This is a genomic window from Actinopolyspora mortivallis (assembly GCF_003001495.1).
GTDB classification, from domain to species: domain Bacteria; phylum Actinomycetota; class Actinomycetes; order Mycobacteriales; family Pseudonocardiaceae; genus Actinopolyspora; species Actinopolyspora mortivallis_A.
This window is the reverse complement of the sequence record NZ_PVSR01000024.1, coordinates 1-23,423: the sequence shown is the minus strand read 5'-3', so window position 1 is coordinate 23,423 and position 23,423 is coordinate 1. Positions and strand designations below refer to the sequence as shown.

Here is a 23,423-nt window from a genome sequence, read left to right as displayed (position 1 = left end):
CATGTCGGTCTCCGCCCGAGGCGTTTCCTCGACGACGCACCGCACCGGCAGACCAAGGAATTCTCGTGCTCGACACGAGCAGGAATCATGCTTCTGGTCCTCGGCGCCGCGCCGCACACCGTCTACGGTGACGGCACGGGGTGTGCTACGGCACACACCGAACGTCCGAACACACCGGTGGAAATGGGGTGCCCCGTGGAGGCCACGCAGTGCGGATCGGTGATCGGTTCCGTCGACTCCACACGACAGGCCACGTCCGAGGAGGGATACGGACAGCAGTATCTCTCGCGCAATCCGGCGGAGTGGGACGACGTGGTCGCCCGGGTCCGTCTCGACGGACCGGACACGCTCGTCTCCGCCGCCCGTCAGGCCCGCCGGGCCCAGCGGGAGTGGGCCAGGGTTCCCGCTCCCGTGCGGGGACGTGTCGTCTCCGGCTTCGGCCGGCTCGTGGAGTCCAACAAGGAAGCACTGGCGAGCCTGGTGACCCGCGAGATCGGCAAGCCCTACACCGAAGCTCTCGGCGAGGTACAGGAGATCATCGACACCTGTGACTACTTCGTCGGCGAGGGACGGAGACTGTACGGGCAGACGGTCCCCTCCGAGATGCCGGACAAACAGCTGTTCACCTTCCGCGCCCCCGTGGGGGTGGCCGCCGTCATCACCGCGGGCAACTTCCCGGTGGCGGTGCCCTCCTGGTACCTGGCCCCCGCACTCGTCTGCGGCAACGCCGTGGTGTGGAAACCGGCCGAGTACGCCGCCGCCACCGCGCGCGCCCTCGCGGAACTGGCCTGGAGAGCCGGCGTCCCCGAGGGGGTACTGAACCTCGTCTACGCGGAGGGCGAGGCGACCTTCGAGGGACTGAGTGCGGCCCTGCGGGAAGGGCTCGTGGACAAGGTCGGATTCACCGGATCCAGTCGGGTGGGCCGCGAGATCGGCGAACTCTGCGGACGTCACCTGCAGAGCCCCTGTCTGGAGCTCGGAGGCAAGAACCCCATGGTGGTGGCCGCCGACGCCGACCTCGACCTCGCCGTGGAGGGCGCCCTGTTCTCCGGGTGGGGAACAGCGGGGCAGCGCTGCACCTCGCTCGGCAACCTCATCGTGCACCGGGACGTCCACGACGAGTTCGTCCGACGGCTGGACCACGCCCTGCGGGAGGCCACCATCGGCAATCCCACCCAGGACGTGCTCTACGGCCCGATGCTGGACCGCAAGTTCGCCGACCGGTTCGAACAGGCCCTCGCGGAGACGGCCTCCCACCACCGTGTACTCGGTTCGGAGTCGACGGGGCGGATCACCGACTCCAACCCCCGCAAGGGATTCCGCGGCGACCACTCCACGGGGCTGTACTACCACCCGGTGATGGTGGACGGAGTACGTGCGGACGACTTCCTGTTCCGCAACGAGGTCTTCGGCCCGATCGTCGGAGTCACCACCTTCGAGACCCTCGACGAGGCCGTCGAACTGGGCAACCTGCCGGGATACGGCCTCTCGGCGGCCGTGTACACCACGGATCCGGGTACCGCCTTCCGCTTCCGCGAAGGCATCAACGCCGGAATGGTCAGCGCCAACAACTCCACCTCCGGGGCCGAGGCCCACCTGCCCTTCGGAGGCAACGGCGAGTCCGGCAACGGCAGCAGGCTGTCCGGCATGTGGGTGATCGACCAGTTCACCCGCTGGCAGTCGCTGAACTGGGACTTCTCCGGGAGGTTGCAGAAGGCCCAGATGGACGTGGGAGCCGTGGAGCCCGAACTGGACTACCGGCTTCCCACCGAACTCCGTGGACACCGCTGAGACCACCCACCGGGACACACGACGTGCTCAATCCGATACACCTGCGCACCCTGCAGGAGTGCGTGCGCACCGGTTCGTTCGCCGAGGCCGGCCGAATACTCGGGTACACGGCCTCGGCCGTCTCCCAGCAGATGGTGCTGCTGGAACGCACCCTCGGTGCGAACCTGTTCGAACGCACCGCGCGCAGCATCCACTGCACCCCCCTCGCCGAACGACTCGCCCGACGTGGCAGGGAGGTGCTCGGGGAGCTGGAAACACTCGAACGCGAGATCCGTGCCATGGCCGTGGGCGAGGAGGGCAGCCTGCGGCTGGCCAGTTTCGCCACGGCCAACGCCCGGGTGCTCCCCGAGGTGCTGGCGGCGCTGGTGTCCGAACGTCCCCACGCACGGGTACAGCTCGACGAGGGGGAACCCGACGAGGTCCTCGGGGACGTGCTCGAAGGGGTCGTGGACGCCGCCGTGGTCTTCGAGTACGACCTGGATCCCCGGTGCTGGCCCTCGGAGCTGCGGACCGAGGAGCTGCTGGCCGAACCGCTCCGCCTGGCCCTGCCCGAACAACACCGCCTGGCCGACAGGGACAGCGTGGCGCTGGACGAACTCGCCGAGGACTCGTGGATCTGCACCAGGGACGACACCGCAGGAGGGCGAGTGCTGGTACGCCTGGCCGCCGCGGCCGGTTTCGTGCCGAACATCGTCTTCCGCAGCAACGACTACGGCGTGATCCGCGACCTCGTCGTCCGCGGTCTCGGAAGCGCGCTGCTGCCCGCGCTGGCTGTCCCCGACGAACAGCTGTGCGTCAAGCGGATGTCGGGTGAGCAACCCTGCCGCAGGGTCAAGGCCATATACCGGCCGCACAACACCAACCCCCTGCTTCCCCTGGCTCTGGACCGTCTCGCGAAGTCCTGTGCCGCGCTGAGCGCGAACTGGCCCCCAGCAGAACCGGAGTGACCGAAATCCCGCGCCGGGGTGCCGAACCGGACGTCCGGACCTCGGCGCGTCCGGACAACGCCTCCCCTGATCGGAAGAGAGATGTCCCCGTCAGAGCACCAGCGCACCGAACCGGTCGACGACAACTTCCCGCGCAGGGTTCGGGAGCTTTCCGCTCCGGAGCCCCCTTCCTTCCCCCCGGGAACGGAACGGGCCGCACAGCTGCTGGACCTCTTCGACAGCCAGTGCGGCAGCAGACACCTGGACCTGGAAGCTCGTGAACTGGGAAAACGCGGGGTCGGCTATTACAGCATCGGTTCCTCCGGGCACGAGTCGAACGCGGCGGTGGCCGCGGCGTTGCGGCACACCGACCCGGCACTGCTGCACTACCGCTCGGGGGGATTCTACCTGCGCAGGGCGGCCCAACTGCCGGGCAGTCAGCCGCTGCGCGACGTGCTGCTCGGCGTCGTCGCCGCCGCCGAGGAGCCGATCGCGGGTGGCAGACACAAGGTGTTCGGCAACGCCGAGCTGAGCGTGCTGCCGCAGACCTCCACCATCGCCTCCCACCTCCCCCGTGCTGTGGGGCTGGCCTTCGGCCTCGAACGAGCCGCCAAACTGGGGGTCGAGTCGGAGTGGCCCCGGGACTCCGTGGTGGTGTGCAGTTTCGGCGACGCCTCGGTCAACCACTCCACGGCCACCGGCGCGATCAACACCGCGTTGCACTGCGCCTACCAGCGCATCCCGCTACCGTTGCTGCTGGTGTGCGAGGACAACGGGATCGGGATCAGCGTCGCCACCCCGCGGGGTTGGGTGAGTCGGACCTTCGCGAACCGTCCGGGGCTGCCGTACTTCGCCGCCGAGGGCCACCACCCGCTGGAGTGTCTGGAGACCGCCGAACGGGCCGCCGCGTGGGTACGCGAGCAGCGGGCCCCCGCCTTCCTGCACCTGCGCACCGTCCGTCTCATGGGGCACGCGGGCTCCGACGTGGAGTCCGGCTACCGCTCCCGGGAGGAGATCCTCGCCGACTACCCGCGGGACCCGCTGCTGGCCACGGCCGAGGCACTGGTACGACACGGAGTGCTCTCCCCTGCGGAGGTGATCGACCGTTACGAGGCCAAGCGCGCCGAGGTCGCCGAGACCGCCGAGTGGGCCCTGGGCAGACGCAAACTGACCGGATTCGCCGAGATCGCCGAGCCGATCGCCCGGAACACCCCGGGGGAGGTCCGCTCACGGGCACGGGAGCTCTCCGTCCCGACAACGGACTCCTCCGCGCAGCAACGGCCGGAACTGACCCTGGCCCAGAGCATCAACCGCTCCCTCGAAGGAATCCTGGCCCGCGACGGACGCACCCTGGTGTTCGGACAGGACGTCGCCCGCAAGGGCGGTGTCTACGGGGTGACTCGCGGGCTGCACCGGAGGTTCGGAGCGGGACGTGTCTTCGACACCGTGTTGGACGAACAGAGCATCCTGGGAACCGCGCTGGGCAGCGGGCTGGCCGGGCTGCTGCCCATCCCCGAGATCCAGTACCTGGCCTACCTGCACAACGCCGCCGACCAGATCCGTGGGGAGGCCAGCACCCTGGGGTTCTTCTCGCGGGGCCGCTACCGTAACCCCATGGTGGTGCGGGTGCCCGCCTACGCCTACCAGAAGGGGTTCGGGGGACATTTCCACAACGACAACAGTGTGGCCGCGCTGCTGGACGTCCCCGGGATCGTGGTGGCCTCCCCGTCACGCCCGGACGACGCCGCGGCCATGCTGCGCACGTGTGTCGCCGCTGCCGCGGTGGACGGCAGGGTCTGCGTGTTCCTGGAGCCCATCGCGCTGTACCACACCCGCGACCTGTACGAACCCGGCGACGGGTCCTGGACGGCCGCCTTCCCCGAGGAGGGGGAGGTGGAACTCGGGTCCGCTCGTCGGTACCTCGACGGTTCCGACCTCACCCTGGTCACCTCGGGCAACGGTCTGGCGATGAGTCTCCGGGTGGCCCGGCGCTTGGGGCGGCACGGCATCGGGGTCCGTGTGCTGGATCTGCGCTGGCTGGCTCCCCTTCCACGCGAGCGGCTGCACGCGGAGGCGGCGGCCACCGGCAGAGTGCTGGTGGTCGACGAGACCAGGGCCAGCGGCGGCATCTCGGAACGCGTGGTCACCGCGCTGGTCGACGGCGGGTTCTCCGGCCTCCTCCGGCGGGTGACCAGCGGGGACTGTTTCGTCCCCCTCGGGGAGGCCGCCTACCGGGTGCTGCTGGACGAACAGACCGTCGAAAAGACCGCGCTGGAGATGGTCCACTCGGAAGAAGGGGGGCGAGGATGACCGAACACACGCCCGGTGGGCTCTACCGTCGTTGGCTGCACGAGCTGTGGTCCGGCGAGCGGGACCACGAACGCGTGGCCACGGAGCTGGTCACCCCGGACTTCGCCATTCACCACGGCAGGATCCGTCCCGGCGGTGCGCAGGAGCTGAGCGGCCCCTCCGGACTGGTCGAACTCGTCCGGCAGGGCCGGGCCCCTTTCTCCGAACTGGCGTTCGACATCGAGGTCGGCCCGGTGGTGGAAGGGGATCTGCTCTGCGCCAGATGGTGCGGCCGGGGACGCTACGCGGGCGGTGTCCCCGGTGCGAGCGCTCCGGTGGGTACCGCGGTGGAGTTCAGCGGCAACGAGATACTCCGCTTCCGCGAAGGACGCTTCGTGGAGTACTGGGTCTGTTCGGACGGCCCCTGGCTCATGGAGCAGCTCGGGGTCACGTGACGGCGCCGTGCCCGTGGGAGCTCCGTCGTCCCCTGACGACACCGGCCCGGAGGCACCGCCGTGTGGGCGGCACGGCGGCGGCACCTCCCGGGTTGGTTCAGACCGGTTGCGGTACTCCTTCGGCCAGGCCGAGGTTGTCCACCACCTCGCGGGTGGCCTTGGCCCGGTTGAGACTGTAGAAGTGCAGCCCGGGAACCCCTTCGGAGATCAGCCGCTCGCACAGTCGGGTGATCAGCTCGATTCCCGCCGCCCGGAAGGCCTCGGGCTTCTCGGCCAACGGATCGAGTGCCGCGGACACCTCGGAGGGCACCGGAACCCCCGCCAGGTGTTCGAACTTGCTCAGCACCTTCGGGGTGGTGATGGGCATGACCCCCGGGATCAGGGGGACGTGGCAGTTCCGCGCGGCGAGACGGTCCCGCAGCCGGAGGAAGTACTCCGGTTGCAGGAAGAGCTGCGCGACCGCGAAGTCCGCACCGGCGCGGATCTTGTTGACCAGGTGATCGGTCTCGGTCTCCACGTCCGTGGAGCGCGGGTGCATGTGGGGAAAGGCGGCGACCCCCACCGAGAAGTCCCCGCAGGAACGGACCAGCCGTACCAGTTCGTCCGCGTAGAGGATGCCGTGCGGATGCGGGATCCACTCACCCATCGGGTCCCCGGGCGGGTCCCCCCGGATCGCCAGGATGTTGCGGATCCCCTCGTCGGCCAACGAGCCGACGACGTGCCGCAGTTCGTCCTTGGAATGGTCCACACCGGTCAGGTGGGCCATCGGCAGCATGGTGGTCTCACGGGCGATACGCCCGACGGTGCGGATCGTGCGGTCCCTGCTGGAACCGCCCGCCCCGTAGGTCACCGAGACGTAGGCGGGGTTCAGCGGCTCCAGTTCGCGCACGGCCTTCCAGAGGATCTGCTCTTCGGCGTCGCTGCGCGGAGGGAAGAACTCCACCGAGAACACGGTCCTGCCCGGCTGTAGCCGGTCCACGACCCGAGTCACGTTCAGGCCTCCTTGTTGTCCTGGGGTCCACACACGTGGGTGGCCACCACGATCAGTGGTGGCCACCCGTGTCACACGTGTTCGTGCGCGGAGCGGATCAGTAGCGGTAGTGCTCCGGCTTGTACGGCCCCTCGACGTCCACACCGATGTACTCGGCCTGAGCCTTGGTCATCTTGGTGAGCTTGACGCCGAGCGCGTCGAGGTGCAGCCGGGCGACCTTCTCGTCGAGGTGCTTGGGCAGCATGTAGACGTCGCGGTCGTACTCGTCGGTCTTGTTGAACAGCTCGATCTGGGCGATCGTCTGGTTGGTGAACGAGTTCGACATCACGAAGCTCGGGTGGCCGGTGGCGTTACCGAGGTTGAGCAGCCTGCCCTCGGACAGCACGATGATCGCGTGCCCGTCGGGGAAGGTGTACTCGTGCACCTGGGGCTTGATCTCGGTCTTCTTGATACCGGGGATCTTCTCCAGACCGGCCATGTCGATCTCGTTGTCGAAGTGGCCGATGTTGCCCACGATGGCGTTGTGCTTCATCCGCTTCATGTGGTCAGCGGTGATCACGTCGAAGTTGCCCGTGGTGGTGATGAAGATGTCGGCGGTCTCGACCACGTCCTCCATGGTCTTGACCTCGTAGCCCTCCATCGCGGCCTGCAGCGCGCAGATCGGGTCGATCTCGGTGACGATGACCCGGCAGCCCTGGCCACGCAGGGACTCGGCCGAGCCCTTGCCGACGTCACCGAACCCGGCGACCACGGCGACCTTGCCGCCGATGAGCACGTCGGTGGCACGGTTGATGCCGTCGATCAGCGAGTGGCGGCAGCCGTACTTGTTGTCGAACTTCGACTTGGTGACCGAGTCGTTGACGTTGATCGCCGGGAACAGCAGGTCACCGGACTTGGCCAGCTCGTAGAGACGGTGCACACCGGTGGTGGTCTCCTCGGTGACGCCCTTGATCTCCTTGGCGGCCTTGGTGAAGCGCTGCTTGTCGTTGGCCAGGCTCTCACGCAGCACCGAGAGTACGACCTTGAACTCCTCCGGGTCGTCCTCGGTGGGCTGCGGGACGGCTCCGGCCGTCTCGAACTCGACGCCCTTCTGGACCAGCATGGTGGCGTCGCCACCGTCGTCCAGGATCATGTTCGGGCCCCGGTTGTCGGAGAAGCCCTGGAACAGCTGGTTGGTGCACCACCAGTACTCCTCCAGGGTCTCGCCCTTCCAGGCGAAGACCGGAACACCGGCGGGGTTCTCCGGAGTGCCGTTCGGGCCGACCACGACGGCCGCGGCGGCCTCGTCCTGGGTGGAGAAGATGTTGCAGGAAACCCAACGTACCTCGGCGCCGAGCTCGACCAGCGTCTCGATCAGCACCGCGGTCTGCACGGTCATGTGCAGCGAGCCCGCGATACGCGCGCCCTTCAGCGGTTTGCTGTCCGCGTACTCACGCCGAGTCGCCATCAGGCCCGGCATCTCGTGCTCGGCCAGCCGGATCTGGTGCCGGCCCTGCTCGGCCAGCTTCGGATCGGCGATAGCGAATTCGATGCCGCCTGCCTTCTGCAACTTCGGGCTCATGATTTCCCTTCCTCGTTTCCTCTATCGGGCAGCTTGTGCGGCCTTGACGGCCGAGTCTTCAGGTGTTGAAGTACTTGGCTTCGGGATGGTGTGCCACGAACGCGTCCGTGGACTGCTCCGGATGCAGCTGGTACTCCTCGGAGAGTTCCACACCGATGTTCTCCGCGCCGAGCAACTCGACGATCTTGGCGCGATCCTCGAGATCGGGGCAAGCGCCGTAACCGAGCGAGAACCTCGCACCGCGGTAGCCGAGCTTGAAGAACTCCTCCACGTTCTCCGGGTCCTCGGAAGCCACGGTCAGACCCGAGGACCACTGCAGCTCACTGCGGATGCGCCGGTGCCAGTACTCGGCCAGCGCCTCGGTGAGCTGCACACCGAGCCCGTGGATCTCCAGGTAGTCCCGGTAGGCGTCGGCGGCGAACAGTTCGTTCGCGTAGTCGGCGATGGGCTGCCCCATCGTCACCAGCTGCAGCGGCAGCACGTCGACCTGACCGGTGGCCTCGGCCTTCTCCCGCGAGCGGTAGAAGTCGGCCAGGCACAGCCTGCGGTCACGCTTCTGCCGGGGGAAGTTGAACCGGAACCGCTCCGGGGCGTCCGGGGCGTCCTTGTCGAGCACGACCAGGTCGTTGCCCTCGGACACGCAGGGGAAGTACCCGTAGACCAGCGCCGCGTGCTGCAGGATGCCCTTGGTGGCCAGTTCGTCCATCCAGGCACGCAGCCGCGGACGTCCCTCGGTTTCCACCAGTTCCTCGTAGCTGGGGCCCTGTCCCTTCTTGGCACCGCGCAGACCCCACTGTCCGAAGAACGTCGCGCGTTCGTCGAGCAGCGCCAGGTAGTCGTTGCTGGACAGCCCCTTGACGACCTTGGGTCCCCAGAACGGCGGGGTGGGCACCGGCACGTCGGGGTCGACGTCCGAACGCACGCTGTCGTCCCGCTCGTCCGGTTCCGGCCCCTGCTCGGCCTTGCGCTTCTCCGCGATCCGGTTGGAGCGCTCGCGCCGGGCCTTGCGTTCGGCCTTCTTCTGGCGCTCCGCCTCGTCCTCCTCGGGGGACTCGCCGTTCTTGGCCTGCATGATGCGGTCCATCAGCTTGAGGCCCTCGAAGGCGTCCTTGGCGTAGCGCACGTCGCCCTGGTAGAGCTCGTCGAGATCGTTCTCGACGAAGGACCTGGTCAGCGCGGCACCACCGAGCAGCACGGGGTACTTCTCGGCCAGTCCCCTGGAGTTCATCTCCTCCAGGTTCTCCTTCATGATGACCGTGGACTTGACCAGCAGCCCGGACATGCCGATCGCGTCGACCTCGTGTTTCTCGGCCTCCTCGAGGATGGTGTTGATCGGCTGCTTGATGCCGATGTTGACCACCTCGTAGCCGTTGTTGGACACGATGATGTCGACCAGGTTCTTGCCGATGTCGTGCACGTCGCCCTTGACCGTGGCCAGCAGCAACCTGCCCTTGCCGCCGGAGTCCTCCTTCTCCATGTGCGGCTCCAGGTAGGCCACGGCGGTCTTCATGATCTCCGCGGCCTGCAGCACGAAGGGCAGCTGCATCTGGCCGGAGCCGAACAGGTCACCGACGGTCTTCATCCCGGACAGCAGCGTGTCGTTGACGATCTCGAGAGGCTTCTTCTCCTTCATCGCCTCGTCGAGATCGGCCTCCAGGCCGGTCTTCTCACCGTCGACGATGCGCTGCTCCAGACGCTCGAACAGCGGCAGGGCGGCCAGCTCCTCCGCCTTGGAGGCCCCGCTGGACTCCGCCGACTTGCCCTCGAACAGGGCCATGAGCTTCTGCAGCGGGTCGTAGGCCTCCTCGGTGTCGGTGGCCTCGCGCCGCCGGTCGTAGACGAGGTCCAGGGCGACCTGGCGAGCCTCCTCGTCGATCTTGTTCATCGGCAGGATCTTGGACGCGTGCACGATGGCGCTGTCCAGACCGGCTTCCCGGCACTCGTTGAGGAACACCGAGTTCAGCACCTGCCGCGCGGCCGCGTTGAGACCGAACGAGACGTTCGAGAGCCCCAGCGTGGTCTGCACCTCCGGGTGCCGCTTCTTGAGCTCCCGGATCGCGTTGATGGTCTCGATGCCGTCCCTGCGGACCTCTTCCTGGCCGGTGGTGATGGGAAAGACCAGGGGATCGATGATGATCGCGGACTTGTCCAGACCCCAGTTTTGGGTCAGGTCCTCGATGAGCCGCTCGGCCACGCGCAGCTTCCACTCCGCGGTACGAGCCTGGCCCTCCTCGTCGATGCAGGTGCACACGACGGTGGCACCGTGCTCGACGGCCATCTTCATGACGCGGTCGTAGCGACCGCCCTCCTCGGTGCCGTCCTCGTAGTTGATCGAGTTGATCGCACACCGGCCGCCGAGGTGCTCCAGGCCGACCTCGATGACGTCGGCCTCGGTGGAGTCGACCATGATCGGCAGCGTGGAGGCCGTGGCCAGCCGTGAGGCCAGCTCACGCATGTCGTGTGTGCCGTCGCGGCCCACGTAGTCCACGCACAGGTCGAGCATGTGCGCGCCCTCGCGGGTCTGCGCCTTGGCGATCTCGACGCAGTCCTCGTAACGTCCCTCGAGCATCGCCTCGCGGAACGCCTTGGAGCCGTTGGCGTTGGTGCGCTCGCCGACGTTGAGGATCGAGGCTTCCTGCTCGAACGGGATCGCCTGGTACACCGAGGAGACCGAGGGGACGATCTCGGGTTCGCGCGGGGCCGGGTTCAGGCCGCTGACCGCCTCGGCCACCTGGCGCACGTGTTCACCGGTGACACCACAGCAGCCGCCGACCAGGCGGGCTCCGTAGTTGTTGACGAAGTCGACCAGCGCCTCGGACAGTTCCTCCGGGGTGAGCGGGTACACCGCCCCGTTCGGGCCGAGTTCGGGAAGCCCCGCGTTGGGCATGACCGAGATCGGAACCCGCGCGTGGTCGGCCAGCACGCGCAGGTGCTCGCTCATCTCGGCCGGACCGGTCGCGCAGTTCATACCGATCATGTCGATGCCCAGCGGCTCGAGTGCCGTCAGCGCGGCACCGATCTCGGAACCGACCAGCATCGTCCCGGTCTGCTCCACGGTGACGTGGGCGATGATCGGCACCCACTTGCCCTGGTCCCGCATCGCGCGCTTGGCGGCGACGATGGCGGCCTTGGTCTGCAGCAGGTCCTGCGAGGTCTCCACCAGCACCACGTCGACGCCGCCGTCGAGCATGCCGAGGACCTGCTGGTGGTAGGCGTCCCGCAGGTCCGCGTACGGTGCGTGGCCGAGTGTGGGCAGCTTCGTGCCCGGCCCCATGGAGCCCAGCACGAAACGTGGCTTCTCCGGCGTGGAGTACTCGTCACAGCACTCCCGTGCCAGCGCCACTCCCTTCTCGGCGAGATCCCGGATGCGGTCCTCGATCCCGTACTCGCCCAGGTTCGGCAGATTGCAGCCGAACGTGTTCGACTCGATGGCGTCCGAGCCGTTCTTCAGGAAGCCCCGGTACACCGAACGGACGACATCGGGACGCGTCTCGTTGAGGATCTCGTTGCAGCCCTCGAGGTTGTTGAAGTCCTCCAGGGTGAGGTCGTGCTCTTGCAACGCCGTACCCATGCCGCCGTCCCCGACGAGCACGCGTTCGGCGATGGCCGTGAGAAACCCACTCGGGTCGTTGTCCCGACGGCCCGATTCTTCCTGTGTCGTCATCACGCTGCCTTCCGAACGCTTCAGCGAAGCACGGACTCGATCTCACTGGCGGCCTGGTCGCCGTACGCCTCGGCGAACCTGGCCACGAACGATCCCTTGTCCACCTCGTATTCCTGCGGCCCGTCGGTTTCCAGGGACGTGGTCGCCAGGGTGCATCCGAGCTGGATGGAACGCTCGAGTTCCAGCCCGTTGGCCAGTCCCGCGAGGAAGCCCGCACGGAGCGCGTCGCCGACGCCGGTGGGGTCGCCGACCTGCTTGGGCTTGACCGGAGCGATCTCGATCGTCGGTGCCGAGGCGGACTCGACACGCACTCCGTTCTCGCCCAGTGAGGTGACCCACATGCCGACCTGCTGCAGCACCTCCTCGTGGGCCATGCCGGTGGTCTGCAGCAGCAGGCTGTGCTCGTACTCGTTGGTGAACAGGTACTTGGCCCCCTCCACCAGCTTACGGATCTGCGGGCCGTCCATCCGGGCGAGCTGCTGGCCCGGGTCGGCCACGAACTGGTAGCCGCGCTCACGGCACTCCTGGCTGTGTCGCAGCATCGCCTCGGGGTCGTTGGCCGAGACGACCACGAGGTCCAGCCCACCGACGCGGTCGGAGATCGGCTTGAGCTCGATCTCACGGGCCTCCGACATCGCCCCGGGGTAGAACGAGGCGATCTGGTTCTGCACCTCGTCGGTGGTGCAGGTGAACCGAGCGGTGTGGGCGGTCTTGGAGGTGTGCACCGCGCTGGTGTCGACACCGTAGCGCTCCAGCAGCGCGCGGTACTCGGCGAAGTCCTCGCCGACCGCGCCCACCAACAGCGACTTCACACCGAGCTGGCCGAGCCCGAACACGATATTGCCCGCGACACCGCCCCTGCGCACCTCGAGTTCGTCGACGAGGAACGACAGGGAGACCTGGTCGAGCCGGTCCGCGATGAGCTGATCGGCGATCTTGCCGGGGAAAGACATCAGGTGGTCGGTGGCGATAGAACCGGTCACCGCGATTTGCACTGCGAAAAACTCCTTCACCAAGGCCGATGTCGGTGGCCCGTCACCGGCCGGCGGTCATGTGGGGGACGGAAAGAACCTGGTGTTGCTCGCCACGCCGCGGGGCGCGGGAGAACCGCGCCCCGCGGCGTCGACGACACGTCACGTCGCGTGTTCGGCTGTCAGAGGCCCGCGGCGTTCTTCAGGGCCTCGACACGGTTGGTGCGTTCCCAGGGCAGGTCCACGTCCGTACGCCCGAAGTGCCCGTAGGCCGCCGTCGGCGCGTAGATCGGCCGCAACAGGTCCAGATCCCGCGTGATCGCCGCCGGACGCAGATCGAACACCTCGTTGATCGCCGCCTGGATCTTGACCGGATCCACGTTCTCCGTACCGAAGGTCTCCACGAACAGACCCACCGGCGCGGCCTTCCCGATCGCATAGGCCGTCTGCACCTCGATCCGGCTGGCCAACCCCGCGGCCACCGCGTTCTTGGCCACCCACCGGGTCGCATACGCCGCCGAACGGTCCACCTTCGACGGGTCCTTACCCGAGAACGCGCCACCACCGTGCCGGGCCATACCCCCGTAGGTGTCCACGATGATCTTACGACCCGTCAGACCACAGTCCCCCATCGGACCACCCGTGACGAACCGACCCGTCGGATTCACCAACAGGCGCAGGTCCGTGGTGTCCAGTCCGACCCGCTCGATCTCGGGGTTGATGACGTGCTGGCGGATGTCGGGGGCCAGCATCGCGTCGAGGTCGATGTCCTCGGCGTGCTGCGTGGACAGCACGGCGGTGTCCAGCTTGACCGGCTGGTCCCCCGCGTACTCGACCGTGACCTGGGTCTTGCCGTCCGCACGCAGGTAGGGCAGCACGCCCTCCTTGCGGACCCTGGTCAGCCTGCGCGACATGCGGTGGGCCAGGGCGATCGGCAGCGGCATCAGCTCGTCGGTCTCGTTCGAGGCGTAGCCGAACATCAGCCCCTGGTCACCGGCGCCCTGCTGGGCGATCTCGTCGATGGCACCCTCGACGCGGGTCTCGTGGGCGGTGTCGACGCCCTGCCCGATGTCCGGGGACTGCGCGTCGATGGAGACGTTGATGCCGCAGGTGTTGCCGTCGAAGCCCTTGGCCGAGTTGTCGTAGCCGATCTCCAGGATCTTCTCCCGCACGATGGCGGGGAGGTCCACGTCGGCCTCGGTGGTGACCTCGCCGGCGAGGTGCACCTGGCCGGTGGTGATCATGGTCTCCATCGCCACGCGGGAGCGGGGGTCCTGGGCCAGCATCGCGTCCAGGATGGCGTCGCTGATCGAGTCGGCCATCTTGTCCGGGTGGCCCTCGGTCACGGACTCACTGGTGAACAACCTGCGGTTCATCTCAGTCACGGCTGAACTTCACCTCACTGCTGATTGCTTCGAACGTTCTTCGTACGCGACGGCTGTCATGCCCTGGCGTGGATGATGCCCCAGGCCAGGCTCCCGCCATTGCCGGCCTGCACCCAGTTGCGCAGCCCGGTCTTCATGTGGGTCCGGTACTCTTCACCGATGAACTCGGCGAGTTCCTTCTCCCGACTCTCCAACACTTCCAGCACCCGGCCGTAGTGGACGGGCAGATACTCGCTGAGGTCCTCGAACTCGATGTTCTGCAGCCCCAGCCGCGCCAGCTCCTTGCGGTAGAAACCGGGCGATCCGAGCGAGTCCAGGTGCAACCGGTCCAGGATGGGACCGAGGTCGTTCTTGTTCGCCGAGTCCGCGGCCATCGGGTCGGTGAACAGCACCGAACCCTTCGGCTTGAGAACCCTGACGACCTCTTCCAGAACCCTGCCACGGTCACCGCTGTGCAGGAAGGAGTCCTGCGACCAGACGATGTCGAAGGCGTTGTCCTGGTAGGGGATGTCCTCGAAGGAGCCGTCCGCCACCTCGATCAGGTGCTCGAGGCCCTCGGCCCTGGTGATCTCACGGTTGCGCTGGTTCTCGACCTCGCTGAGGTTGAGGCAGGTGACGTGGCACCCGTAGGTCCTGGCCAGGTAGCGGGCGGCCCCGCCGTAACCGGCTCCCAGGTCCAGAACCCTGGTCGAGGAGTTGATCTCCACCTTGTCCGCCATCCGCTGGACGGTGCGCTCGCTGGCGGTGGCGATGTCCTCCTGCGGGGTCTGGTAGAGGCCGACGTGGATGTCGTTGCCGCCCCAGACGTGGTAGTAGAAGTTGTCCGCGTCCTCCGAGTTGTAGTAGTCGCGTGCGGTGTGTACCGCACTCGAATACATGTCGATGAACTCGTCCTCGGTGCGGTAGCTCTTCTCCGCTATGTGAATGTAGAAGTCCGGCTCGTTCTCACCGTAAGTTTCCTGGAAGTCACCGTAGGTGTCAATCCGCTGGAAACCGACCTCACGCATGAGCCGCCGCATGTAGTCCTTCCGCAGCGGATACATGTTGAGGAAGAATTCGGACTTGTCCGGGAATGTGTACTTGAACCGCGCCAGACCGTCGTCGATGTAGTCTGGCTCCGCGGAAACGTCCTCACCAGCGTAGTAATAGGTGTGCTTGCTGGAGAACCCGTTGTCCAGAATCGAGTCGTAGTTCCGCTGGTCGATGATCAAGACACCGTCGTGCTTGAGCATCGCGTAGAACTCGGCCAGGGTCTTGCGGCGGTCCCGCTCCGAAAACAGGTGAGTGAAGGAGTTGCCCAGGCAGATGATCGCGTCGTACTCGCCGTGCACGTCCCGGTTGAGCCAACGCCAGTCGGCGTTGACCACACGCAGGATGTAACCACCGTAGGCCAGTCCGTTACTGAAGGCCTTGGCCAGCATCTGCGGGCTTCCGTCGGCACTGACGGTCTCGAACCCCTCCTCGAGAAGTCGAACCGAGTGAAAACCGGTTCCCGTCGCAGCGTCCAGCACGGTCTTGACACCGCGTGCGCGCAACTGATCGATGAAGAAGCTTCCTTCGCTTTCGTAGCGCTTCTTCCAGTCGATCAAATCATCCCACTTGTCGACAAAACCGCCGACGTACTCATGCGTGTAGTGATCAGTGTCGCGTACTTCCAACGGATTGTCGCCGAACGCCTGCTGCTCGCGGTACACCGGGTCCTGATCGTCCCCTTCCTGGTCACCACGGGCAAGATCGTCCACGCTCTTGGTCATACTCAGCTCCCACTCGCGTTGGTCAAGCGCCACTGCACCGCTCGGAACCGCGGCGAATTTCGCCGCCCCGAGCTTTCACGGGCGCGCCGGGTCACCTCACACAAGGGGCACGCCGGACCGATGCGGGCAGCCGCCTGACGGGCCGCGCACTGACACCGATCAGCACACTCGGTCGGCACCTTTGCCGTCCGATCCCGACGCAGATTCCGTACGCCGAGAACCCAACTTAGGCGCATTCACGAAAAATGCAACAGCAAATAGCTGTGACCCTAATCATAAAAATAGTAGGATCGCATGATTCACGCGATCACCCACCGTGAAAAAATCCGCTCTCACCTGGAGAGATTCGCTCTTTCGCCTCGCGGGTCACGATCTGACAAAGGCGCTCGATCCGCACTTGACGTACAATACGCGTGCGCAGCGTATAACACGAAAACCACGCGAGGCGCAAGCGTGCGATCGGACGAACCCGAGGCCCCGGCGAGGGGAATCTCCGCATTCCGTATTCGCTTCTGCCCGTTCCATCGCAGGAGAGTGCACGGATGTTACGCTCGTGCTCCGATGACGGTGAGACACCCCACCCCCAGTCGAACCGAAACCTCTTTTCGCAGCTCAGCGCCCCTTCGCGGGCCGCAGAACCCCGGAGAGGCCCTCCGTCTCCCCTAGCTCCGCACCTCCACGATCCCCTGATTCTTTTCTACTTTATTATTGTCGACAATCCGCATAATCGATTGTGCGGCATTCAGGATTTCGGCCCGCTGGTCCGAACGAGCGAAGCGTTCCCCGAACCGGAACGGAACGGGGAACGGAAGGAATCTCACCCCGTCAGCTCGCCGAATTCCTCTTCGCGGAACTCCTCGACGACCGCGTCCTCGTGGACACGACCCTGTTCCTTGTTGCGCAACTCCACGCGGCGGATCTTGCCCGAGATCGTCTTGGGAAGCTCGGCGAACTGCAGCCTGCGGATCCTCTGGTAGGGCGCCAGGTGCCGACGCGCGTGACGCAGCACACTCAGCGCCGTGTCCCGGTCGGCGGCGTATCCGGGCGCCGGCACCACGTAGGCCTTCGGCACGGCCGACCGCACCGGATCCGGAGCGGGGACCACGGCGGCCTCGGCCACGGCGGGATGCCGCAACAGCACGCTCTCCAGCTCGAACGGCGAGATGCGGTAGTCGGAGGCCTTGAACACGTCGTCGGTGCGTCCCACATAGGTGATGTAGCCGTCCGCGTCCCGCCGACCGACGTCCCCGGTGTGGTAGTAGCCGTCCCGCATCACCTCGGCGGTTTTGCCCTCCTCGGAGTAACCGCTCATCAGCCCCACCGGTCGGGGGTCGAGCGCCAGACAGATCTCCCCCTCGTCGGAGGGGTCCCCCGTGACGGGGTCCACCAGCACCACGTCGAACCCGGGAAGGGGCCGTCCCATCGCCCCCGGACGGACGGGCTGTCCCGGGGTGTTGGCGATCTGGACGCTGCTCTCGGTCTGCCCGAACCCGTCACGGATCGTCACCGACCACTCCTCGGAGACACGGTCGATCACTTCGGGATTCAACGGTTCCCCCGCACTGACCACTCGTCGCGGTGGGTCGGCCACTCGTCCGAGATCACACTGGATGAGCATGCGCCAGACCGTCGGGGGAGCGCAGAAGCTGGTCACACCACACCGGGACATCTCGTCCAGCAGCCGCTCGGGATCGAACCGCTCGTAACCGTGCACGAACACGGTCGCCGCCGCGTTGAAGGGGGCGAACAGGCAGCTCCAGGCGTGCTTGGCCCAGCCGGGAGAGGAAATGTTGAGGTGCACGTCACCGGGCCGCAGCCCTATCCAGTACATGGTGCTCAGATGCCCCACCGGATAGGAGAGGTGGGTGTGCTCGACGAGTTTGGGCAGCGCGGTGGTTCCCGAGGTGAAGTAGATCAGCAGCGGATCCTCGGCACGGGTTCTGCCCCGGGGAACGAACTCGGACGAAGCGCTCGCGCTCTCGGCGTAGTCCCACCAACCGGGCCGTGTCCCACCCACGGATATACCGGTGTACTCCCCACCGATCCCGGCGAACTTGGGAACGTGTTCGACGGAGGTCACCACGTACCGGACCCTTCCCCGGTCGAGGCGGTCCCCCAACTCCTCCGGGCCCAGCAAGGGGGTGGCCGGAATCGTCACCGCCCCCAGCTTCATCGCGGCCAGCAGGGTCTCCCAGAGTTCCGCGCGGTTGTCGAGCATGAGCAGCAGCCGGTCCCCACGGCTCACCCCGAGTCCGCGCAACCAGTTGGCCACCCGGTTCGACCGCGCGGTCAGCTCCGCGTAGGAGACCCGCTCGGAGTCGCCTCCCGGACGGGTGATCCAGAGCGCCGTCCGGTCCACCTCGCCGCCTATGGTGTCGAACCAGTCCAGCGCCCAGTTGAAGTACCTCGGTTCGGGCCAGCGGAACCCAGCGCGTGCCGCCTCGTAGTCCTCCGCGTTGCGGAGCAGGAAGTCCCGGGCTGAGCGGAACTGCTCGGTCGCGGTGCCCTCCTCCGGTCGCTCGGACCACGACGTCCGTCCGGAGGCTGTGCTCTCCGTCATCCTCGATCACTCTCCACTGTCGTGTTCTCCCGCCACGGCACGTGCGGGGGATCTCACAAGCTAACCGCCTCACCCCTTCGGGGCCACAGCGTTCCTCCCCCCGGGTCAACCACCGGGGCGGCGCGTTGACCTCACCCGTGTTCTCGGTCACTAATGTCGACCGCTGGTGTCCGACAGTCCGTCGGTGCTCGCCGGCGACCTCGAAGGAGGCCCCATGCTGTCGTCGCGGCCGAGATGTCTTCGCCATCCCCTGCGGACCGCCGGTGGAGTGGCCCTGGCCGGTGTCCTCGTGCTCTGTGCCACGCCGGCGACGGCCACTCCCCCGGAGGAGGGGTGGCGTCCGGAACGGCCGCCCCTGAGCACCCCGTGGACCGAACGGGTCGGTCCGGACAACGCACTGCCGGAGTACCCCCGTCCGCAGCTGAGGCGTCCCCGCTGGAGGAACCTCAACGGGGAGTGGAGATACGCGGGCGGCGACACCCCGCCGGATCGGCGGCAGCGCCTTGCCGAACGGATCCTGGTCCCCTACCCGGTGGAGTCCGCGCTGTCCGGGGTCAGCAGGCACGACGACCACATGCTCTACCGGAGGGAGTTCCGCGTTCCCCCCGGTTGGGGACAGGACCGGGTGTTGTTGCACTTCGGCGCGGTGGACCAGCGGGCGACGGTGTGGGTCAACGGCAGCCGGCTGGGCACTCACGAGGGAGGGTTCACCTCGTTCACCCTCGACGTGACCGAAGCACTGCGTCCCCGGGGGAACCAGCGGCTGACCGTGGCGGTCACCGACACCAACGAACGGGGGGCCTATCCGCTCGGCAAACAACGGGACCGACCCGGCGGGATCTTCTACACGGGGTCCTCGGGTATCTGGCGCACCGTCTGGCTCGAACCGGTCTCACCCACCCATCTGGCGGAGTTGAACATCACTCCCCGCCTGGAGGACGAGAGCTTCCGGATGACCCCCGAGATCCGGGGTGGGAACGCCTCCGCCGTGGAGACCGTGGTCACCCGTCCGGACGGTGCGGTGGTGTCACGCACCCGCACGCCGGCCGGGAAACCCGTACGGGCACCCGTGCCCGACCCCCGCCCGTGGAGCCCGGGTGATCCGTACCTCTACGGACTGACCGTGCGGCTGCTGGGACCGGACGGGCGGGAGCTGGACCGCGTGGACAGTTACGCGGGCATGCGTTCGATCGAGCTGGTCACCGACTCCCGGGGGCGACAGCGCATGGCGCTCAACGGCCGGATCCTGTTCCAGCAGGGCCTGCTCGACCAGGGTTTCTGGCCGGACGGTCTGCACACCCCTCCCACGGACGAGGCGCTGCGTCACGACCTCGTCCAGACCCGCCGGATGGGGTTCAACATGGTGCGCAAACACACCAAGGTGGCCCCGAAGAGGTGGTACTACTGGGCCGACAGGACGGGAGTTCTGGTCTGGCAGGACATACCCTCCCTGGACTCGGACAGCGGCGGAACCAACGGCCCTCCCAGCCCGGAGGCCGCCAGGGCCTTCGAACGGGAGATGACCACGATCGTCGACCAGCTGGACAGTGTGACCTCGCTGGTGACCTGGGTCCCGTTCAACGAGGGATGGGGCGAGTTCGACACCGCCCGCGTCGCGGACGAGGTCCGAGACCTGGACCCGAGCAGGTTGGTGAACGCCTCCAGCGGCGTGAACTGCTGCTCGTCCCTGCCGGACACCGGCGCGGGTGACATCTACGACGACCACACCTACGTGGGTCCGGGAACACCGGAAGCCACCGCCGAGCGCGCCGCCGTGGACGGCGAGTACGGCGGTCTCGGTCTGCTCGTACCGGGGCACCTGTGGCCGGGAGACCCGCATGCCTACGAGATGGTCGACACGCGGGAGGGACTCACCCGCCGGTACGAGGAACTCGGACGCTCCCTGATCGACGCGATCGAACGCGGAGGTCTCTCGGCAGCGGTCCACACCCAGCTCTCCGACGTGGAGAACGAGGTCAACGGCCTGATGACCTACGACAGACGGGTCGTCAAACCGCTCGTGGAGCGGGTCGAACGGGTCAACGAGGCCGTGATCGAGACCGGCACGGCGGCCCCGTGACCGGAGTGGGACGCAACCGGTGCTCCGTTTCCCCGTTCGCGTGAGCCGGGTTCTGGATCTCGGTCGCGGATCGCGCGTATGGTGGCCGTGTGCCGGACCACGTGACGATTCCCACCGCGGCGGGCAAGTTCGACGCGTTGCAGGCGGGGCCGCCCGCCGCTCAGGGCGTGCTGCTGCTGCACGGTTTCCCCCAGTCGGCTCTGCAGTGGCGGAGCCAGCTCGCGGCTCTCGGCGGGGCGGGCTACCACGCGGTCGCGCCCGACCAACGGGGCTATTCCCCCGGTGTGCGTCCCGAGGGGGTGGAGGCGTACCGGATGGAGGAACTCGTCGGCGACGTGCTGGCGATGGCCGACCGGCTGGAGTGGGAACGTTTCGACCTGGTCGGTCATGACTGGGGATCAGCGGTGGCCTGGGCCACCGCCGCCGCGGCACCGGATCGGATACGGACGTTGTCCGCGCTGTCCGTCCCCCATCCTGAGGCCTTCGGGCAGGCGATCACGCACGACCCGGACCAACAGCGCCGATCCGCCTACATGCGGCTCTTCCGCTCCGAGGACGCCGAGCGCACCCTGTTGGCCGAGGGCGCACAACGTCTCGAACAGTTCTTCGAGCAGCGCGTTCCCGCCGAGCACGTGACGAGCTACCTCGACCGGATGCGGGAGCCGGGCGCGCTCACCGCGGCGCTGAACTGGTACCGCGCCATGCGGCACGCCGGAGCCGTGGGAAGGATCACCGTCCCCACCCTCTACGTGTGGAGCACCGAGGACGCCGCCGTGGGGGCCAGGGCCGCCGAGGCGACGGCCTCCTACGTGACCGGCGAATACCGCTTCGAGGTGCTGCCCGGGGTCTCCCACTGGATGTCCGAAGAGGCTCCGGAACGGGTCAACGAGCTGTTGCTCGACCACATCGGCGGCCACCGCTGAGCCGAGCCCGGCCAGGCTCCCGTGTTTCCGGGGACGGTGTCACCGCTGTCGCTCGGCAGCGTCGCCGCTGTCGAGAAGACTGTGCCGGATGGCCAGTGTCACCGCCTCCAGTCGGGAGTGGACCCCCAGCTTGGTCAGCAAGCCCTGTACGTGGCTGCGTACCGTGGCGGTGGAGATGCCCAGGGAACGGGCCATGTTGGCAGTGTGCGCCCCCGTGGCCAGCAGCCGCAGACATTCGTGTTCGCGGGGGGTGAGTTCCTCCAACGGTGCCCCCCTTCCCCTGTCCTCACCGCAGATCCTGCGCTGCGCCAGGGCGGGCAGTCTGGTGACCGGTTGTCCGGAACACACCTTGCGTACCGCCTCCACCAGGGCGGTCAGCCCGCACATCTTGTTGACGTATCCCGCGGCGCCGGCCCGCATCGCACGGCGGACCGCCGCCGGCTCACGATCCGCCGTGAGCAGCACCACCCGCATGTGGGGCCCTCCGGCCGCCATGATCTCGTGCAGGAAGTCCAGGGAGTCCCCGTCGACGAAGAACCGCTCCACCAGGCACACGTCTGGTGCGTTGTCCCGGACCACGCCCACCGTGCCCTCGATGGTGTCGGCCGTGGCCAGCACCTCGATTCCCCGTTGGGGCAACACGGTCACCAACGCGTCCACGAAAACGGCGTGATCATCGCCCAGCACCAACCGAGCCATTGTCCCCCCTCGTCGCCGTGGCGTCCGCGCGACACACCCTGCACGGATTCCTCGCCCGTGCCCGCACGGGGCCGCGAGTCCGGACGCGCTCGGCCTGTCCGGTGGACACTCGCGAACGGCTCCCGAACCTCCGTTCGGTGCATCCGCTCCGGACTCGCCGATCCGATACCCCAGTTGTACACGGTCACCACAAAGCTTGCACAATGAGTGAATAATTCACTTCGCTCGGTGTTCATCGTGTTCGAGGCGGTAGGCGCGCTCCGTCTCGTCGCAGTGCGCGGCCAGGTCGAAACGCTCGTCGATCCGCCGGCGCGCAGCCTCCCCTGTGCGGGCACGCCGGACGGGCGACTCCAGCAGCTCCGACACAGCGGCGGCCAGGGCGTCCGGACGTTCCGGCGGCACCAACAGCCCCGTGTCCGGCGGAACGACCAGGTCGGGAACCGCGTTGACCGCCGTGGCCACCACGGGCAACCCGCACCACATCGCCTCGACCAGGGCCAACGGCAGGCCCTCGTACCTGCTCGGCAGCACGAACACGTCGAAGGCGGGGAGCAACCGCAGCACGTCCTCCCGTTCACCGGTCAGCAGGAGTCCGTCCCCGAGTTCTCTCCGCGCCAGCGCGGCCACGGAGCCACGAAGCTCCCCGTCCCCCACCCACACGCCGCGGACCTCGTGCCGCTCCGAGAGCAGCCGTAAGGCGGTCACGAAGTGCTCCGGGGCCTTCTGGTACGTCAGCCGTCCCACCGCCCCGACCAGCAGTCCGTGTTCGGCGACGCCCAGTTCGCGCCGCGCTCGGGCCCTCGTCACGGCATCGGCGCACGGCACCTCACGGGAAACCGGCACCCCGACCGTACGGGCGCGGCCCGGTGGCACCAGCCCGCGTTCCACCGCCTCGGCGGTGACCGACTTCCCCACGCAGAGCACGGTGTCGGTGAGCGGACCGAGCAGGCGTTCGATCCGGACGTAACTCTCCCGGACGAACCCCGGTTGGAAGGGGTGAAACGGGAAGCCGTGGTAGGTGTGCACCACCCGAGGGACCCCTGCCAACCGGGCGGCCAGCCTTCCCACCGCCCCGGCCTTGGCGGTGTGGGTGTGCACGACGTCGACCCTCTCCCGGAGGAACAGGCGGGTCAGTCGGAACAACGCCGTGAGATCCCGCCACGGCCGGATCGGCCTGCACAGACTCGGCTCCACCACCGTGGGCACCCCCGCCCGACGCGCCCGTTCCAACAGCCCGCCTTCGACGCCGGCGACGATGGTCACGGCGTGGGAACGCGCGAGCAGCTCCACCGCCGACCGTAACGCCACGACCCCCGCGCCCCCGTCGAGGCGTGTGATGACCATGAACACCCGCGGTCCGCGCTTCCCCCGCCC

15 protein-coding genes are annotated in these 23,423 nt (G+C 67.5%); 6 read left to right on the top strand and 9 right to left on the bottom strand.

Annotated elements, in window-relative coordinates:
* Positions 1–87: 87 nt before the first annotated feature.
* The 4 genes from CEP50_RS13380 (at position 88) to CEP50_RS13365 (ending at position 5,461) form a co-directional block, all read left to right on the top strand.
* Entirely contained in the window at positions 88–1,791 is a 1,704-nt protein-coding gene (locus tag CEP50_RS13380; protein WP_106114290.1) for an aldehyde dehydrogenase family protein, read from the top strand.
* Between the two features lie 23 nt (positions 1,792–1,814).
* A complete protein-coding gene (locus CEP50_RS13375; RefSeq protein ID WP_106114289.1) occupies positions 1,815–2,738 on the top strand; it encodes a LysR family transcriptional regulator in 924 nt (307 codons plus the stop codon).
* Positions 2,739–2,819: 81 nt separating this feature from the next.
* Complete coding sequence (locus CEP50_RS13370) at positions 2,820–5,027, top strand: thiamine pyrophosphate-dependent enzyme (RefSeq protein ID WP_106114288.1); 2,208 nt, start codon at positions 2,820–2,822, stop codon at positions 5,025–5,027.
* The gene (locus CEP50_RS13365; RefSeq protein ID WP_106114287.1) at positions 5,024–5,461 is read left to right on the top strand and encodes an ester cyclase; all 438 of its coding nucleotides are present in this window, start codon (positions 5,024–5,026) and stop codon (positions 5,459–5,461) included. The genes CEP50_RS13370 and CEP50_RS13365 overlap by 4 nt, the downstream gene beginning before the upstream one ends.
* Before the next feature lie 97 nt (positions 5,462–5,558).
* Here CEP50_RS13365 and CEP50_RS13360 read toward each other — a convergent pair whose 3' ends face one another.
* The 7 genes from CEP50_RS13360 to CEP50_RS13330 form a co-directional block, all read right to left on the bottom strand.
* Positions 5,559–6,452: a methylenetetrahydrofolate reductase gene (locus tag CEP50_RS13360; RefSeq protein WP_106114286.1), complete on the bottom strand. Its 894-nt coding sequence runs from the start codon at positions 6,450–6,452 to the stop codon at positions 5,559–5,561.
* A gap of 97 nt (positions 6,453–6,549) precedes the next feature.
* A complete protein-coding gene (ahcY, locus tag CEP50_RS13355; protein WP_106114285.1) occupies positions 6,550–8,013 on the bottom strand; it encodes an adenosylhomocysteinase in 1,464 nt (487 codons plus the stop codon).
* Between the two features lie 58 nt (positions 8,014–8,071).
* Complete coding sequence (gene metH / locus CEP50_RS13350) at positions 8,072–11,677, bottom strand: methionine synthase (RefSeq protein WP_106114284.1); 3,606 nt, start codon at positions 11,675–11,677, stop codon at positions 8,072–8,074.
* Between the two features lie 20 nt (positions 11,678–11,697).
* Positions 11,698–12,672, bottom strand: coding sequence for a carbohydrate kinase family protein (locus CEP50_RS13345; RefSeq protein ID WP_106114283.1), 975 nt, complete (start codon positions 12,670–12,672; stop codon positions 11,698–11,700).
* A gap of 158 nt (positions 12,673–12,830) precedes the next feature.
* Positions 12,831–14,024 carry a methionine adenosyltransferase gene (metK, locus tag CEP50_RS13340; protein ID WP_106114282.1) on the bottom strand — a complete coding sequence of 398 codons (1,194 nt, stop codon included), beginning with the start codon at positions 14,022–14,024 and terminating at the stop codon, positions 12,831–12,833.
* Positions 14,025–14,089: 65 nt separating this feature from the next.
* Complete coding sequence (locus tag CEP50_RS13335; protein WP_106114281.1) at positions 14,090–15,787, bottom strand: glycine/sarcosine N-methyltransferase; 1,698 nt, start codon at positions 15,785–15,787, stop codon at positions 14,090–14,092.
* Positions 15,788–16,604: 817 nt separating this feature from the next.
* Entirely contained in the window at positions 16,605–18,347 is a 1,743-nt protein-coding gene (locus CEP50_RS13330) for an AMP-binding protein (RefSeq protein WP_181188379.1), read from the bottom strand.
* Between the two features lie 214 nt (positions 18,348–18,561).
* Between CEP50_RS13330 and CEP50_RS13325 the strand changes: the two genes are divergently transcribed.
* Positions 18,562–20,427 carry a glycoside hydrolase family 2 protein gene (locus CEP50_RS13325; protein WP_258175215.1) on the top strand — a complete coding sequence of 622 codons (1,866 nt, stop codon included), beginning with the start codon at positions 18,562–18,564 and terminating at the stop codon, positions 20,425–20,427.
* An 89-nt stretch (positions 20,428–20,516) separates the two neighbouring features.
* The gene (locus tag CEP50_RS13320) at positions 20,517–21,350 is read left to right on the top strand and encodes an alpha/beta fold hydrolase (protein ID WP_106114279.1); all 834 of its coding nucleotides are present in this window, start codon (positions 20,517–20,519) and stop codon (positions 21,348–21,350) included.
* 39 nt (positions 21,351–21,389) lie between these two features.
* Here the strand turns inward: CEP50_RS13320 and CEP50_RS13315 are convergent, their stop codons facing one another.
* Positions 21,390–22,049, bottom strand: coding sequence for a response regulator transcription factor (locus CEP50_RS13315; RefSeq protein WP_106114278.1), 660 nt, complete (start codon positions 22,047–22,049; stop codon positions 21,390–21,392).
* Between the two features lie 216 nt (positions 22,050–22,265).
* On the bottom strand, positions 22,266–23,393 hold the full coding sequence (locus CEP50_RS13310; protein ID WP_258175220.1) for a glycosyltransferase family 4 protein: 1,128 nt from the start codon (positions 23,391–23,393) through the stop codon (positions 22,266–22,268).
* Positions 23,394–23,423 lie beyond the last annotated feature (30 nt).